14 protein-coding genes and 1 tRNA gene are annotated in these 13,926 nt (G+C 71.3%); 8 read left to right on the forward strand and 7 right to left on the reverse strand.

The window, feature by feature from the left end; all coding sequences use genetic code 11:
• Window positions 1–28 precede the first annotated feature (28 nt).
• The gene (locus tag SCNRRL3882_RS24310) at window positions 29–799 is read right to left on the reverse strand and encodes an ABC transporter ATP-binding protein (protein ID WP_102514855.1); all 771 of its coding nucleotides are present in this window, start codon (window positions 797–799) and stop codon (window positions 29–31) included.
• A gap of 441 nt (window positions 800–1,240) precedes the next feature.
• Between SCNRRL3882_RS24310 and SCNRRL3882_RS24320 the strand changes: the two genes are divergently transcribed.
• The 3 genes from SCNRRL3882_RS24320 to SCNRRL3882_RS24330 all read left to right on the forward strand — a co-directional run bounded on the left by SCNRRL3882_RS24320 (window position 1,241) and on the right by SCNRRL3882_RS24330 (window position 3,768).
• Window positions 1,241–1,324, forward strand: a tRNA-Leu gene (locus tag SCNRRL3882_RS24320).
• A 133-nt stretch (window positions 1,325–1,457) separates the two neighbouring features.
• The gene (locus SCNRRL3882_RS24325) at window positions 1,458–2,633 is read left to right on the forward strand and encodes a 4-hydroxybenzoate 3-monooxygenase (RefSeq protein WP_010034468.1); all 1,176 of its coding nucleotides are present in this window, start codon (window positions 1,458–1,460) and stop codon (window positions 2,631–2,633) included.
• A gap of 226 nt (window positions 2,634–2,859) precedes the next feature.
• The gene (locus tag SCNRRL3882_RS24330; RefSeq protein ID WP_010034470.1) at window positions 2,860–3,768 is read left to right on the forward strand and encodes a Bax inhibitor-1/YccA family membrane protein; all 909 of its coding nucleotides are present in this window, start codon (window positions 2,860–2,862) and stop codon (window positions 3,766–3,768) included.
• 90 nt (window positions 3,769–3,858) lie between these two features.
• On the opposite strand, the gene SCNRRL3882_RS24335 is transcribed toward SCNRRL3882_RS24330, so the two are convergent.
• Window positions 3,859–4,089, reverse strand: coding sequence for a DUF4287 domain-containing protein (locus SCNRRL3882_RS24335; RefSeq protein ID WP_010034472.1), 231 nt, complete (start codon window positions 4,087–4,089; stop codon window positions 3,859–3,861).
• Between the two features lie 101 nt (window positions 4,090–4,190).
• On the opposite strand from SCNRRL3882_RS24335, the gene SCNRRL3882_RS24340 reads away from it, so the two are divergent.
• Window positions 4,191–4,496: a hypothetical protein gene (locus SCNRRL3882_RS24340; protein WP_029180791.1), complete on the forward strand. Its 306-nt coding sequence runs from the start codon at window positions 4,191–4,193 to the stop codon at window positions 4,494–4,496.
• Window positions 4,497–4,550: 54 nt separating this feature from the next.
• Here SCNRRL3882_RS24340 and SCNRRL3882_RS24345 read toward each other — a convergent pair whose 3' ends face one another.
• The 3 genes from SCNRRL3882_RS24345 to SCNRRL3882_RS24355 all read right to left on the reverse strand — a co-directional run bounded on the left by SCNRRL3882_RS24345 (window position 4,551) and on the right by SCNRRL3882_RS24355 (window position 7,993).
• A complete protein-coding gene (locus SCNRRL3882_RS24345) occupies window positions 4,551–5,333 on the reverse strand; it encodes a hypothetical protein (RefSeq protein ID WP_029180792.1) in 783 nt (260 codons plus the stop codon).
• A gap of 273 nt (window positions 5,334–5,606) precedes the next feature.
• Window positions 5,607–6,824, reverse strand: a complete 1,218-nt coding sequence (locus SCNRRL3882_RS24350) for an acetyl-CoA C-acetyltransferase (protein WP_010034484.1) — start codon at window positions 6,822–6,824, stop codon at window positions 5,607–5,609.
• A 143-nt stretch (window positions 6,825–6,967) separates the two neighbouring features.
• Window positions 6,968–7,993: an SGNH/GDSL hydrolase family protein gene (locus SCNRRL3882_RS24355; protein ID WP_010034486.1), complete on the reverse strand. Its 1,026-nt coding sequence runs from the start codon at window positions 7,991–7,993 to the stop codon at window positions 6,968–6,970.
• 158 nt (window positions 7,994–8,151) lie between these two features.
• On the opposite strand from SCNRRL3882_RS24355, the gene SCNRRL3882_RS24360 reads away from it, so the two are divergent.
• Window positions 8,152–9,540 (forward strand): cystathionine beta-synthase, encoded by a 1,389-nt coding sequence (locus SCNRRL3882_RS24360; protein WP_010034489.1) that lies wholly within the window; start codon window positions 8,152–8,154, stop codon window positions 9,538–9,540.
• Window positions 9,541–9,927: 387 nt separating this feature from the next.
• Here the strand turns inward: SCNRRL3882_RS24360 and SCNRRL3882_RS24365 are convergent, their stop codons facing one another.
• Window positions 9,928–10,794, reverse strand: coding sequence for a helix-turn-helix transcriptional regulator (locus tag SCNRRL3882_RS24365; protein WP_010034490.1), 867 nt, complete (start codon window positions 10,792–10,794; stop codon window positions 9,928–9,930).
• 146 nt (window positions 10,795–10,940) lie between these two features.
• Between SCNRRL3882_RS24365 and SCNRRL3882_RS24370 the strand changes: the two genes are divergently transcribed.
• Window positions 10,941–11,702: an SDR family oxidoreductase gene (locus SCNRRL3882_RS24370; RefSeq protein WP_010034494.1), complete on the forward strand. Its 762-nt coding sequence runs from the start codon at window positions 10,941–10,943 to the stop codon at window positions 11,700–11,702.
• A gap of 15 nt (window positions 11,703–11,717) precedes the next feature.
• On the opposite strand, the gene SCNRRL3882_RS24375 is transcribed toward SCNRRL3882_RS24370, so the two are convergent.
• Window positions 11,718–12,143 carry a hypothetical protein gene (locus SCNRRL3882_RS24375; RefSeq protein ID WP_010034496.1) on the reverse strand — a complete coding sequence of 142 codons (426 nt, stop codon included), beginning with the start codon at window positions 12,141–12,143 and terminating at the stop codon, window positions 11,718–11,720.
• A gap of 175 nt (window positions 12,144–12,318) precedes the next feature.
• Between SCNRRL3882_RS24375 and SCNRRL3882_RS24380 the strand changes: the two genes are divergently transcribed.
• Window positions 12,319–13,161, forward strand: coding sequence for a MurR/RpiR family transcriptional regulator (locus SCNRRL3882_RS24380; RefSeq protein WP_010034500.1), 843 nt, complete (start codon window positions 12,319–12,321; stop codon window positions 13,159–13,161).
• 102 nt (window positions 13,162–13,263) lie between these two features.
• Window positions 13,264–13,848 (forward strand): hypothetical protein, encoded by a 585-nt coding sequence (locus SCNRRL3882_RS24385; protein WP_029180793.1) that lies wholly within the window; start codon window positions 13,264–13,266, stop codon window positions 13,846–13,848.
• The last annotated feature ends 78 nt before the right edge of the window (window positions 13,849–13,926 follow it).

Genomic DNA, 13,926 nt, shown 5'->3' on the forward strand with positions numbered 1-13,926 from the left:
TCTCAGTCCTGTCGGTCCTGACGGGGGATCAGCTGGTGCGGCCCTTGGCGTCGAACGCCTTCATGCGGTCCAGGACCGACTCGGCCGTCGGCCCGTACATCTCGTCGACGATCCGGCCGTCCGCGAGGAAGATCACCCGGTCCGCGTAGGCCGCGGCCACCGGGTCGTGGGTCACCATGACCACGGTCTGGCCCAGTTCGCGCACGGAGTTGCGCAGGAAGCCCAGCACCTCGGCGCCCGAGCGCGAGTCGAGGTTTCCGGTGGGCTCGTCCCCGAAGATGATCTCGGGCCGGGAGGCCAGCGCCCGTGCCACGGCGACGCGCTGCTGCTGACCGCCCGACAGCTGGGAGGGCCGGTGGCCGAGCCGGTCCGCCAGACCGACCATCCGGATGACGGAGTCGAGCCACTGCCGGTCCGGCTTGCGGCCCGCGATGTCCATCGGGAGGGTGATGTTCTCCAGGGCCGTCAGGGTCGGCAGCAGGTTGAACGCCTGGAAGATGAAGCCGATCTTGTCCCGGCGCAGCTTGGTCAGCTGCTTGTCCTTCAGGGAGCCGAGCTCGGTGTCGCCGATGCGCACCGACCCGGAGGAGAAGGTGTCGAGACCGGCCACGCAGTGCATCAGGGTCGACTTGCCGGAGCCGGAGGGGCCCATGATGGCGGTGAACTCGGCCTGCCGGAAGTCGACGGAGACCCGGTCCAGGGCGACCACCTGGGTCTCACCCTGTCCGTAGATCTTCGACAGATCCGTGGCGCGCGCGGCCACGGTGGTGGCCCGGTCGGTGAGCGGTGCGGTGGTCACGGGATGGCACTCCTGTCGGACGGCGGTGGTCTTGGAAGGACTCGTTTCCATCGTCCGGGTCCCACGCCGCCGTGTAGTCACCCGTTGTTCCGGTTCCGAGGGCCGACTGCGGTCTGACCGCGAGCGGTGGTGTCATACCTGGGGATGACGAACGCCCCTGAGGGGGCCGGGTGTCGGGCACCGAGCGGGCCGGGTACCCGGGAACGGAGCCGTCAGGGTGTCAAGAACAGGTGGAGTGCCCTTGTTCGGGCGGTGAAATTCCGTCATTCCGCATGCGCCGCCGACGGTCGCACGCAAGGCTATTGGCAAGTGCGGATGGCGCGTTCCGTGTGCTGATGCACCCTCAGACGTCAATAAAATAAGACAACATCGGTCCGCCCTTCCGCTGTTCGGGGGACCCGTCCCGATAGTCTCGGAACCTCGATGCGGAGCCCATGGCCTGCCCGGATGGTGGAATGCAGACACGGCGAGCTTAAACCTCGCTGCCCCTTCGCGGGCGTGCCGGTTCGAGTCCGGCTCCGGGCACCTTCCGATCCCTGTGTGGTCCATTGAGAAGTTCGCGGCATGCCCGTTGACAGCGGTCGCCTGCCGTCAGAGACTCACGTCCGGCAAAGGTGAAAAAAATTTCACCTGACGAACGGAAGGGAAGGGGTCGCCGATGCGCACCACCGTCGGCATCATCGGAGCGGGCCCCGCCGGCCTCCTCCTCGCCCGGCTGCTCCACAACGCCGGCATCGACTCGGTCGTCCTGGAGAGCCGCGACCGCGCCTATGTCGAACGGCGGCAGCGCGCCGGGATCCTGGAGCAGGGCACCGCGGACGTGCTGCGCGCGGCCGGTGCCGGGCAGCGCATGGACCGCGAGGGGCTGCGCCACGACGGCATCGAACTGCGCTTCGACCGCCGGCGCCACCGCGTCGACTTCCCCGCCCTCACCGGCGGACGCTCCGTGATGGTCTACGCCCAGACCGAGGTCTGCAAGGACCTCATCGCCCTCCAGCTCGCCGAGGGCGGTCCGCTGCTGTTCGAGGCGGAGGCGCTGGCCGTGGAGGACGCCGCCACCGACGCCCCGCGCGTCCGCTTCCGGCACCAGGGCCGCGAGGACGTCCTGGAGTGCGAGTACGTCGTCGGCTGCGACGGCTTCTGGGGTGTGGCCCGCAAGGCGATCCCGGCCGAACTGACCCAGGTCTTCGAACGGACGTACCCCTTCGGCTGGCTCGGCATCCTCGCCGACGTGCCGCCCTCGCACAACGAGCTCGTCTACGCCCGCCACGACCGCGGCTTCGCCCTGCTCTCCATGCGCTCGCCGTCGGTCTCCCGCCTCTACCTCCAGGTGCCCGACGGCACCGACGCCGGGGCGTGGAGCGACGAGGAGATCTGGGACGAGCTGGAGCGCCGCTTCGAGACCGCCGACGACTGGCGCCTGGAGCGCGGCCCGATCACCCAGAAGTCGGTCACGCCCATGCGCTCCTACGTCCACGAGCCCATGCGCCACGGCCGCCTCTTCCTCGCGGGCGACGCGGCGCACATCGTGCCGCCCACCGGCGCGAAGGGGCTGAATCTCGCCGTCGGTGACGTCGTGACGTTCGCCCGGGCCCTGACCCACCGGAAGGCGACGGGCTCACCGGAGCTGCTCGACGCCTACTCGGAGACCTGCCTGCGCCGGATCTGGCAGGCCGAACGGTTCTCCTACGACATGACGACCCTCCTGCACCGCGCCCCCGGCACGACCGGCTTCGAGGACCGGCTCCAGCTCGCCCGGCTGGACCGGATCGCCTCCTCCCGCGCGGCCGAGACCGATCTGGCGGAGGGGTACACGGGCTTCCCGTTCGGGTGAGGCCTCGGGCGGCGTAAGGACGGCGTCAGCGGGTGATCTCCGTCCGGTTCCGGACGTGTCGCAGCTTGGTGATGAATGACCCCCTCCGGTGAGGGGAATCACGAAGCCGCGTAGCGTGTTGCGCAGCACGACGAGGGAAAGATCCTCCCCAAGCACTAGGGTCATTCCTTTGCCTACCTATTACTCTTGAGCCAAGGCCACGCAGTGTTGGCCATGGAGGAGTGAAATGAGGAGCAGAAACCCGGTCTTCTCGCGACGGGGGTTCAGCCGCGACAACGGCTACGCGGGCTTCAACACCGCGCCGCAGGCCGGGGGTCCCGCTGTCGCCACCCAGGGCAACCCGTACGCGCAGCCGACGGGCAACCCCTACGCGCAGAACCCGTACGCGCAGAACCCTTACGCCCAGCAGGACCTGCAGTACGGCGCGCCGCCGCAGGCCCCGGCCACCACCGGCCGGATGACCATCGACGACGTCGTCCTGCGCACGGCGAGCACGCTCGGTGTGCTCATCGTCACCGCGGCGCTCTCCTGGGCCCTGCTGCCGGTCGACGACGCCAACATCAGCCGTAGCTACGGCATCGGCATCGGCGCCGCGCTGATCGGCATGGTCCTGGCGTTCGTGCAGTCCTTCAAGCAAAAGGCCTCGCCCGCGCTGATCCTCACGTATGCCGCCTTCGAGGGTGTCTTCCTCGGCGTCGTGTCCAACATCGTCGACAACCGCATCGCCGACGGCGCGGCCATGCAGGCCGTGATCGGCACGATGGCGGTCTTCGCCGGTGTGCTGATCGCCTACAAGGCCGGCTGGATCCGTGTGAACCGCCGCTTCTACGGCTTCGTGATGGCGGCCGCGCTCGGCTTCATCCTGCTGATGACCGTGAACCTGCTGTTCGCGGTGTTCGGCGGCGGTGACGGCCTCGGCTTCCGCAGTGGTGCCCTCGGTGTCGTCTTCGGCGTCATCGGCATCATCCTCGGTGCCTGCTTCCTCGCCCTGGACTTCAAGCAGGTCGAGGACGGCGTCGCCTACGGCGCCCCGCGCGAGGAGGCGTGGCTCGCGGCCTTCGGCCTGACGCTGACGCTGGTGTGGATCTACATGGAGTTCCTGAGGCTCATCTCGATCCTCAACAGCAACGACTAGTACTGATCGGTCAGCACTGAGCGGTCAGCACTGATCGGGCGTACGCGAAGGGCCCCGGCTCCGGCCGGGGCCCTTCGTCGTGGTGCGCGCCTAGAGCAGTTTGCGCGCGGCCCTCCTCAGGTCGTACTCATGGACGATCGCCTTGGCGTGGCCGTACGCCAGGTTGTGTTCGTGCCGGAGCCAGCTGACCTTTTCCTCGAAACGGAAGAGTGCCGGGCCTTCTTCGACGGTGCGCAACCAGTCGGAGATCTCACGACCGGTGCAGTGGGGGATGCGGGCGAGCATGTTGCGATGGGTCTCTTCGGAGAAGACTTGGGACATCGGCGCCTCCGGACGCTGGGATGTAAGCCGGTCCTTCAGGTCACCGTGCCTGAGTGTTCGCCCGTTGGCAACAGTCCCGGTGCGACGCGTACGCTCGCGGCGTGGTTGATACGACGCCTCTGACCCGTGCGGTGGATCACTTCGCCGATCGTTTGAGGGCTGCGCCCCAGAGCCGGTTGCAGCGGGGCGCTGCCGCTGAGGCCCTCGGGCTGGCCCGGGAGTTGGCCCGGAGGGCGCAGGTGCTGGAGGGCATGGAGCCTCGGGAGATGCCGGATGCGGGGATGTTTGCGGCAGCAGATCAGATCACCGTTGCCGTGCATGACCTGGCGGTGGTGATTCCCAGTGCCGCCGACGTCGATGACGCGGTGCGGTTGGTCGAGGAGGCGCAGAAGCGGGCGGGGGTTTGAGCGTCGTTCGCGGATTCGGGTGCGTTGTGGTTGCTGGCGCAGCTCCCCGCTCACCTAGAGGGACGCGATGACCCTGTCGGCCAGGATGTACACGTTCTCCTCGCCGCACTCGAACGTGAGGGTGTACGCGCCGGAGATGCCGGAGCCGCCCAGGAGGATCGGGGTGTGGCCTGCGCGCAGAGCCGCGGCCAGGTGCTCCGCCGTCTCCCGGTGGCCCGGGGTCATGCACAGGGTCGTGCCGTCGGCGAAGACGTAGACGTCGAGGGTGCCCAGCGGGCCCGGGCGGACGTCCGTCAGTTCCACGCGCGAGGAGGCGAGCTCCTCCAGCGTGGCGACCGTGCGCTCGTGGTCGTTCGCCACCGGCGACTGCGTCGGTACGAAGTCCGGGTGGGAGGGGTGGCGGCGGCGGGCCGCGGCCAGCTCCGGGGACTCCGCGGCCGGCTCCTCGGTGTCCGCGCCGGGCTCGGACACCGGCTCCAGACCCGCGAAATCGGCCTGCCGGGGCAGGAACAGGTCGGGGTCGGGCAGACCCGGCAGGGGCGGCGCGTCGGAGGCGTCACGGGCCTCCTGGGCGGCCCAGAACGCCCGTGCCTCGGCGAGCTCCCGCTCGCGCTCCTCCGCGAGTGCCGCCGCGACGGCGGCCCGTATCTCGTCGGTGTCGGCGGGCGTGCGGGCGGAGGGCAGCAGTGCACGGGTGGTGGCGGCGCGGTTCTCGGCCAGCGCGGTGTGCAGGGCCGCGACCTGTCGGCGCAGCTGCAGGACGGTGCGCAGGACGGCGACACCCACGGCGCCCGTGGCGGCCGTGGTGACCAGCAACGCGATCGGCATGGCGCTCACTGACGTACTCCCGGTTCAAAGTCGACCCCCGACTTCCTACATCAGCTTGAAGGGCGGACTAACCAGCTGTCAGTGCGTAACGTCACGAAACGGACAGGGCTTCGGTGTCGGGGGAGGGGGTGGGGCTCCTGTGACCTGGGCTTCTCTGCGCGCAGAGGGAGATAGGTCACATCCTGGGGGAGATTGGATCACAAAACAGCCCAGAATCCCGGGGTTTCCGGGGTTCTGGGCCAAGACCTCACGGTCGGTGCTATGGCGGCTACGGTCAGGCGCTCAGCTGAGGCGCTCGATGACCATGGCCATGCCCTGGCCGCCACCGACGCACATCGTCTCCAGGCCGAACTGCTTGTCGTGGAACTGGAGGGAGTTGATGAGCGTGGTGGTGATGCGGGCGCCGGTCATGCCGAAGGGGTGGCCGACGGCGATGGCGCCGCCGTTGACGTTCAGCTTCTCCAGCGGGATGCCCAGGTCGCGGTAGGAGGGGATCACCTGGGCGGCGAAGGCCTCGTTGATCTCGACCAGGTCGATGTCGTCGATGGTCAGCCCGGCCCGCTTCAGGGCCTGGTTGCTCGCCTCGACCGGGCCGAGGCCCATGATCTCGGGCGAGAGGCCGGAGACGCCGGTCGACACGATGCGGGCGAGCGGGGTGAGGCCCAGCTCGCGGGCCTTGGTGTCGGACATGATCACGAGCGCGGCGGCGCCGTCGTTCAGCGGGCAGCAGTTGCCGGCCGTGACCATGCCGTCGGGGCGGAAGACCGGCTTGAGGCCCTGGACGCCCTCCAGGGTGACGCCGGCCCGGGGGCCGTCGTCCTTGGCGACGACCGTGCCGTCGGGGAGGGTCACCGGGGTGATCTCGCGCTCCCAGAAGCCGTTCTTGATGGCCTCCTCGGCGAGGTTCTGCGAGCGGACGCCGAACTCGTCCATGTCCTGGCGGGTGACGCCCTTGGCGCGGGCGAGGTTCTCGGCGGTCTGGCCCATCGCGATGTACGGGTCGGGCAGCAGGCCGTCCTCGCGCGGGTCGTGCCAGGTGGAGCCCTCGGACTGGGCGGTCGCTTCGGTGCGGGCCTCGGCCTCGGCGAAGAGCGGGTTGTGCGTGCCGGGCATGTCCGAGCTGCCGTTGGCGTAGCGGGAGACCATCTCGACGCCGGCCGAGATGAAGACGTCGCCCTCGCCCGCCTTGATGGCGTGCAGGGCCATGCGGGAGGTCTGGAGGGAGGAGGAGCAGTACCGGGTGATGGTGCAGCCCGGCAGGTGGTCCATCCCCATCTGCACGGCGACGATGCGGCCGAGGTTGTGGCCCTGCTCGCCGCCGGGCAGGCCGCAGCCGAGCATCAGGTCGTCGATGTCCTTCGGGTCCAGCTCGGGGACCTTGGCCAGGGCGGCCTGGACGATCGTGGCGGTCAGGTCGTCCGGGCGGAGGTCCTTGAGGGAGCCCTTGACGGCGCGGCCGATGGGGGAGCGGGCGGCTGAGACGATCACGGCTTCGGGCATCACGGCTCCATTGACGTACCGGGTGGTCTGGCTGGGCTGTCTGGGAAGTTACCCGTACGTATGGGCTGGGTCACGGGTGTGGCGGTGTGACCCTGACCGCAGTTTTCTAAGCGCTTGCTTTTCCGGCCTCCCCGGACTTCTCGTCAGCTCGACGGCGTGGCAGGGGTCGGCTCCTGCTCGGGTACCCGCCTGCGCCGCCGGCGCTTCAGCAGCGCCCACGGTCCCCTCGGACCGCTCGGCATGGCGGCCGTGACCTCCGTACCCGCCTCCGACGCGGCCTCCGCCGCCGCCCGGGCCACCGGCAGGAAGCCCTCGCGGCGGGAGGCGTCCGGGCGCTCCTCCTCGGCCGGCCACAGGCCCAGGGAGGCGCAGACGGTCGGCAGGACGGCCATCGCCGCCGTCGCGTAGCCCTCGGCGGAGGGGTGGTAGTTGTCCGGGCCGAACAGCTCGCGCGGGTTCGCGGCGAACTCGGGGCCGAGCAGGTCGCCCAGGGACACGGTGCGGCCGCCCTGTTCGACGACTCCGATCGTCTGGGCGGCCGCCAGCTGACGGGAGGCCCGTCGGGCCAGCCACCGCAAGGGCTGCTGGACCGGCTCGATGGTGCCCAGGTCGGGGCAGGTGCCGACCACCACCTCCGAGCCGGCGGTGCGCAGCCGCCGTACCGCCGAGGACAGGTGGCGGACCGAGCGGGTCGGGGGCATGCGGTGGGTGACGTCGTTCGCGCCGACCATGATCACGCAGATGTCAGGCACTGGGCCGGGGTCGGACAGCACCAGGGCCACCTGGCGGTCCAGGTCGTCCGAGCGGGCCCCGGGCGTGGCCACCGTGCGCAGCTCCACCGGGCGTTCCGCCAGGGCCGCGAGCCCCGAGGCCAGCAGCGCGCCCGGGGTCTGCCCCGCCCGGTGCACGCCCTGGCCGGCGGCCGTGGAGTCGCCCAGCATCGTCAGCCGCAGCGGTGCGTCGGCGGGGCCGGTGTACGTTCGGCCGTACAGTCCGTCCGCGTTCGGCACGTGCGGTGACGTGCCGTTGCCCACCCGGCGCCGCGCCAGCTGCACCTCCGCCAGCACCAGCCCCACGGCGGCCGCCCCGGCCAGCCCGATCCCGCCACCGCCGTACGCCGCGCCCGCCGCGATCCGCCGGGCCACCCGCGCCCTCGACATGCTCGTCATGCGTCGCCGCCACCTCCTCGAACCCTTACACCCAGTGCTTGCCCCGTGCAGACCGTCGCCCAATCTCAACAGCGAGTGAACGACCGTCACGGATGACCGGCAGGCCATAGGCTGGCGGCACCAACCACGACCACTTCTGCGGCAAACCGGAGACAACGGTGCAGTTCCACGACTCGATGATCAGTCTCGTCGGCAACACCCCGCTGGTGAGGCTCAACAGCGTGACCAAGGGCATCAGGGCGACCGTCCTGGCCAAGGTGGAGTACTTCAACCCCGGCGGGTCCGTGAAGGACCGCATCGCCCTGCGCATGATCGAGGCGGCCGAGGAGAGCGGCGCGCTCAAGCCGGGCGGCACGATCGTCGAGCCGACCAGCGGGAACACCGGCGTGGGTCTCGCCATCGTGGCGCAGCAGAAGGGGTACAAGTGCATCTTCGTGTGCCCCGACAAGGTGAGCACCGACAAGATCAACGTGCTGCGCGCGTACGGCGCCGAGGTGGTCGTGTGCCCGACCGCCGTGGACCCCGAGCACCCGGACTCCTACTACAACGTCTCCGACCGGCTGGTCCGTGAGACGCCCGGCGCCTGGAAGCCCGACCAGTACTCCAACCCGAACAACCCCCTCTCCCACTACCACTCCACCGGCCCCGAGCTGTGGGAGCAGACGGAGGGGAAGATCACCCACTTCGTGGCGGGCGTGGGCACCGGCGGCACCATCTCCGGGACCGGCCGCTACCTGAAGGAGATCAGCGACGGCAAGGTGAAGGTCGTCGGCGCCGACCCCGAGGGGTCCGTCTACTCCGGCGGGTCCGGTCGGCCGTACCTCGTGGAGGGCGTCGGTGAGGACTTCTGGCCCACCGCCTACGACCGGACCGTCGCGGACGAGATCGTCGCCGTGTCCGACAAGGACTCCTTCCAGATGACCCGCCGCCTGGCCAAGGAGGAGGGCCTGCTGGTGGGCGGCTCCTGCGGCATGGCGGTCGTCGCCGCGCTGGAGGTCGCCGAGCGGCTCGGCCCGGACGACGTCGTCGTGGTCCTGCTGCCGGACAGCGGCCGCGGCTACCTCAGCAAGATCTTCAACGACGAGTGGATGGCCGACTACGGCTTCCTGGAGGACTCGGGCCCCAGCGCCCGCGTCGGCGACGTCCTGAACGACAAGGAGGGCGACCGCATGCCCTCCCTCGTCCACATGCACCCGGAGGAGACGGTCGGCCAGGCCATCGACGTGCTGCGCGAGTACGGCGTCTCGCAGATGCCGGTCGTCAAGCCGGGCGCGGGCCACCCCGACGTGATGGCCGCCGAGGTCGTCGGCTCGGTCGTGGAACGCGAGCTGCTGGACGCGCTGTTCAGCAAGAGCGCCTCGCTCGACGACCCGCTGGAGAAGCACATGTCCGGCCCGCTGCCCCAGGTCGGCTCCGGCGAACCCGTCGCCGACCTGATGGCCGTCCTCGGCAAGGCGGACGCGGCGATCGTCCTCGTCGAGGGCAAGCCGACCGGTGTGGTCAGCCGGCAGGACCTGCTGTCCTTCCTCGCCCGGTCCGCGAAGTGACGGCGAACGGCCGGTGAACCACCGGTTGACCGGGTGCACTTGCCGTTCGTCCGCGATCTTCGTGGACTTCGCGGAAGTGGTACGAGCGCGACACGTTCGCGCAGCACCCGCTTAACACGAGTCCTGCACATTGGTGGGTGTCGGCAGGGCGGGAGCGGCTCCCCGCCCCGGCCGGCGCCGTTGGCGTCAAGGACCTCCGGAGCGGCTCCCGGACCTCCACCGACGTCACAGACGCGGGGGCCCGGCCTGACCAGGTCCGCGTCTCACGCGGGGACCGCCGTCGTCCCGCCCCCCGGTCACGGGGGTGCGGCGGTCCCCGCGCATTTCTCCGTGCGGGCGTCAGAGGGCCGGTTTCTCTTGCGGCACCGGCCTGTTGCTTTTCGCGCCTCAGCCGGCCCGGCTCGTCACCCAACTCCCCAGCAGCGCGAGCCGCTCCGCCGTCTCGGAGCCCGGCTCGGGCGTGTACGCCACGACCGTCTGGTCCGGTGCGGCCGGGATCGTGAGGGTCTCGTACGGGAGGTTCAGCAGGCCCGCGACCGGATGCCGGATCTGCTTCACCCCGTGGTCGCAGGGCTTGACCAGGTGGTCGGCCCACAGGCGGCGGAAGTCTTCGCTGGCGGCGGAGAGTTCCCCGACGAGCCGGCCCATCGCCGCGTCGTCCGGGTGGTGCCCCGCTTTCAGACGGAGGTGGGCGACCGTCTGGGAGGCGATCGCCGGCCAGTCGGGGTAGAGGTCGCGGGCGGTGGGGTCGAGGAAGACACGGCGGGGCAGGTTGCGGTCGGCGGGGGCCCTGTCGCTGAAGCCGACCACGGCGTCGCCGAGGGCGTTCCAGGCGAGGACGTCCATGCGGTGGTCCAGCACGTACGCCGGGTTGCGGTCCAAGCCGTCCAGGATCAGCTGGACACCCGGGCGCACGCGGGACGCGGACACGGTTGGCCGGGCCGCGGATTCGCGGGACGCGGCCGGAGCGCCCTCGGTCCGCCGAGGCGGCCGGGCGACCGCCCGCAGATACTCCTGCTCCGCCTCGTCGAGCCGCAGCACCCGCGCGACGGCGTCCAGCACGGCGTCCGACACGCTCGGTCCCCTGCCCTGCTCGAGGCGGATGTAGTAGTCGACGCTCACCCCGGCCAGCTGCGCCACCTCCTCACGACGCAGACCCGGGACCCGGCGGCGGCCGTACGAGGCCAGCCCCACCTCCTCCGGCTGGATACGGGCGCGGCGCGAGCGCAGGAAGTCTCCCAGTTCTCCGTCCATGGGCCCGAGCCTAGGCGCCCCGGGGCCGGCGAACCTGGTACTGCCGGACCCAGGAAAAGCGCCGCCCTGGGTACGGCCGCCGAGAGAACCGAGGGTGGTGGACGAGGCCGGGGAGACGCCCCGGCCACCGCCGAGGGGAACACTCCATGCCGTACGAGAACCTGGCCGGCCGCACCGCCGTCGTCACCGGAGCCGCGAGCGGCATCGGCGAGGCCGTCGCCGTGCTGCTGGCAGCCCAGGGGGCGCGGGTGGCGCTGCTGGCCCGGCGTGAGGAACGGCTCGCGGCGATCGCCGGGAAGATCCGCGCCGACGGCGGGCAGGCCCTGGCCGTCGTCGCGGACGTCACCGACGAGGCGTCCGTGGCCGGCGCCTGCGACCGGATCCACACGGAGTACGGGCCCGTCGACCTGGTCGTCAACGCCGCCGGCGTCATGCTGCCGCACCCCGTCGACGCCCGGCGCGGCGACGAGTGGCAGCGGATGCTCGACACCAACGTCACAGGCGTGCTGCGGATGATCGGCGCCTTCACCGCCGACCTGGTGGGCGCCGCCCAGGACGGCCGTACCGCCGACATCGTGAACATCTCGTCCATCGCCGCGCACGTCAGCTTCCCGAACTACGCGGTGTACGGCGCCACCAAGGCGGCCGTCACCCATCTGTCGGAGTCCCTGCGCGGCGAGTTCGGGCCGCGGGACGTCCGGGTCACCAACATCGAGCCCGGGTTCGTCGAGAGCGAGCTGCGCACGCACATCGCCGACGCGGAACTCTCCCGGCAGGTGGAGGGCATGCTGGCCGAGGTGGGCGCGCTGTCCGCCGAGGAGCTCGCCGACCTGGTCGCCTACGTGACGAGCCGCCCGCGCCGGGTCAACCTGCGGCAGATCGTCGCGCTGCCGACCCGGCAGGTCTGAACGGCGTGCGCCCGCTCAGTCCTCCCAGTCGCTGCCCTGGGAGGACTTGCGGCGGCCGCCGAACAGGCCCGGGTTGGTGCGCGCGGCCTGCACGACGTTGACGCCGACGATGCCCGCCCAGGCGGCGAGCAGGCCGGGCAGATGGCCCACGCCCCCGCCGATCGCGGACAGCGGCACCGCGAGGACCAGGGAGACGATCCCGAAGCCGAAACGCTCCCCCCAGGAGTCCGTGGCCCGCGGCGACCGGGACTCCCGGGCCGTCTGCATCTGCTGCTCGGCGAGCTGCCGGCGCACCCGGCGCTCCACCGCGCCGTCGATCCGCTGGTCGACCTTCTCCAGGAACGAGTCGACCAGCGCGGACTCGTACTCCTCGCCCAGCTCCCTGCGCGCGTGCAGGGTGGCGTCGAGTTCCTTCTTCAGGTCGGTGTCCCGCGCGTCCATTCCGGTCATGTCACTCACGGTAGAAAGCCGGGGCGCCGACCGCACTGGGGTTAGCCCCCGTGTCGGGGCTGGGGTTCGCGGGCGCGGGGCGGGGCCGGCCCTTCGGTCCCGCTTGCCGGTCTGCATATGCTCATGCAGAATCCTCAGCTACTGAATAGGCGAGGGGGAGCACGTCATGAGCGTGACCGACAGCCCTGCCGCGCGGTTGCAGGCTCTCTTCGAGGGCCACCGGCTGACGCCGACCCAGCGGCGCATCGCGCACAGCATGGTGCGGCGCGCCGCCGACGTGCCCTTCCTGTCGAGCGTGGAGCTCGCCGAGCTGGCCGGGGTCAGCCAGCCGTCCGTGACCCGCTTCGCCGTCGCCCTCGGCTTCGACGGCTACCCGGCCCTGCGCCGCCACCTGCGCGAGGTCGCCCCCGCCGAAACCGCCGCGGACGCCGGGTCCTCCAACGAGTACCAGCAGGCCGTCGAGGCCGAGATCGAGAACCTGCGGCACCTGGCGGAGGCCCTGGCCGACCCCGGGCCCGTGCAGCGCGCGGGGCGCCTCCTCGCCGCCTCCCGGCCGCTCCCCGTCCTCGGGCTGCGGGCGGCAGCCGCCCAGGCGCACGGCTTCGCCTACTTCGCCGCCAAGGTCCACCCCGACGTGCGGCTCCTCAACGAGGGCGGCACGATGCTCCACGACCGCATCGACGCCGCCGTCCGGGCCGGTGCGACCGCACTGCTGTGCTTCGCGCTGCCCCGGCATCCCCGCGAGGTCGTCGACACCCTCGACTACGCCAGACAGGCCGGGCTGACCGTCGTCACGGTCGCCGACTCCGCCTTCGCACCGGTGGCCAAGGTGTCCGACCTGCTGCTCCCCGCCGCCGTCGGCACCGGCCTCGCCTTCGACACGGCCTGCGCCCCGATGCTGCTCGGCCGGGTCCTGCTGGAGGCGATGTGCGACGACCTGCCCCAGGCCCAGTCCCGCCTGGAGGAGTTCGACGTGAAGGCCGCGGCGCGGGGGCTGTTCGTCGACTGACGGCACGGGCACCGCATTCTCAGACTCGTCTCACGTTGTGTCGCTAATGTGCCTCTCCTGAAACGCCCTTCAGACGCTTCGGAGACCGAACGGAGGCTGAACGTGACGCGCGGAGGACAAGGGCTGGCTCGGGTGGCCGTCGTCGTACGGGCGGGGGCGTCCCCGCTATGGTGGCTGGGTGTGTTCGCGGCGGGCATCGGCCTGCTGCACCCGGGACTGACGGGCCGCCGCATCGGCGTCCTGGCCGGGGCGGCACTGTTCGTCCTGGCGACGGCCGCGGTGGCCTACGGACGCCGCAAGCGCTACGTCGCCCTCGCCGCCTCCGCGGCCCGCGCCGGTAAACACGACGTCCTCCAGGACCGCGCGGTCACGACCCGCAACTGGCGCCGCGCCCACCGCTGGTGGCTCCTCCTCGCCTTCCTCGCCGCCCTGGGCAGCGCCTTCGCCGTGCCCGCCGCGGCCGGTCTGCTCCTGGCCGGCTGCGGCGCGGGCCTGTGGCTGAAGGCCGCGTGGCTCGGCCGCCGCGAGCGTGCGGACGAGGTGCTGCTGTGGGTGCGGGTGGACTGGCTGCGCCACGGCGCGGGCGGCCCAGCGGGCAAGCCGGTCAAGGGCTACCGCAGCACGGGCATCGCGGCCGGTGACGCGGCTCCCGGCGGGGCGCGAAGGAAAACGCCGGCGCTCGTGTGATCGGGCAGGGGGAGACCGGCCCCGGGGCGCGGACCGCTTTCGACGTGTGGCTACGCCGCGTGGGCGCGACCAGCCGCG

Origin of the sequence: Streptomyces chartreusis NRRL 3882 (assembly GCF_900236475.1) — a bacterium.
Taxonomy (GTDB): Bacteria; Actinomycetota; Actinomycetes; order Streptomycetales; family Streptomycetaceae; genus Streptomyces; species Streptomyces chartreusis_D.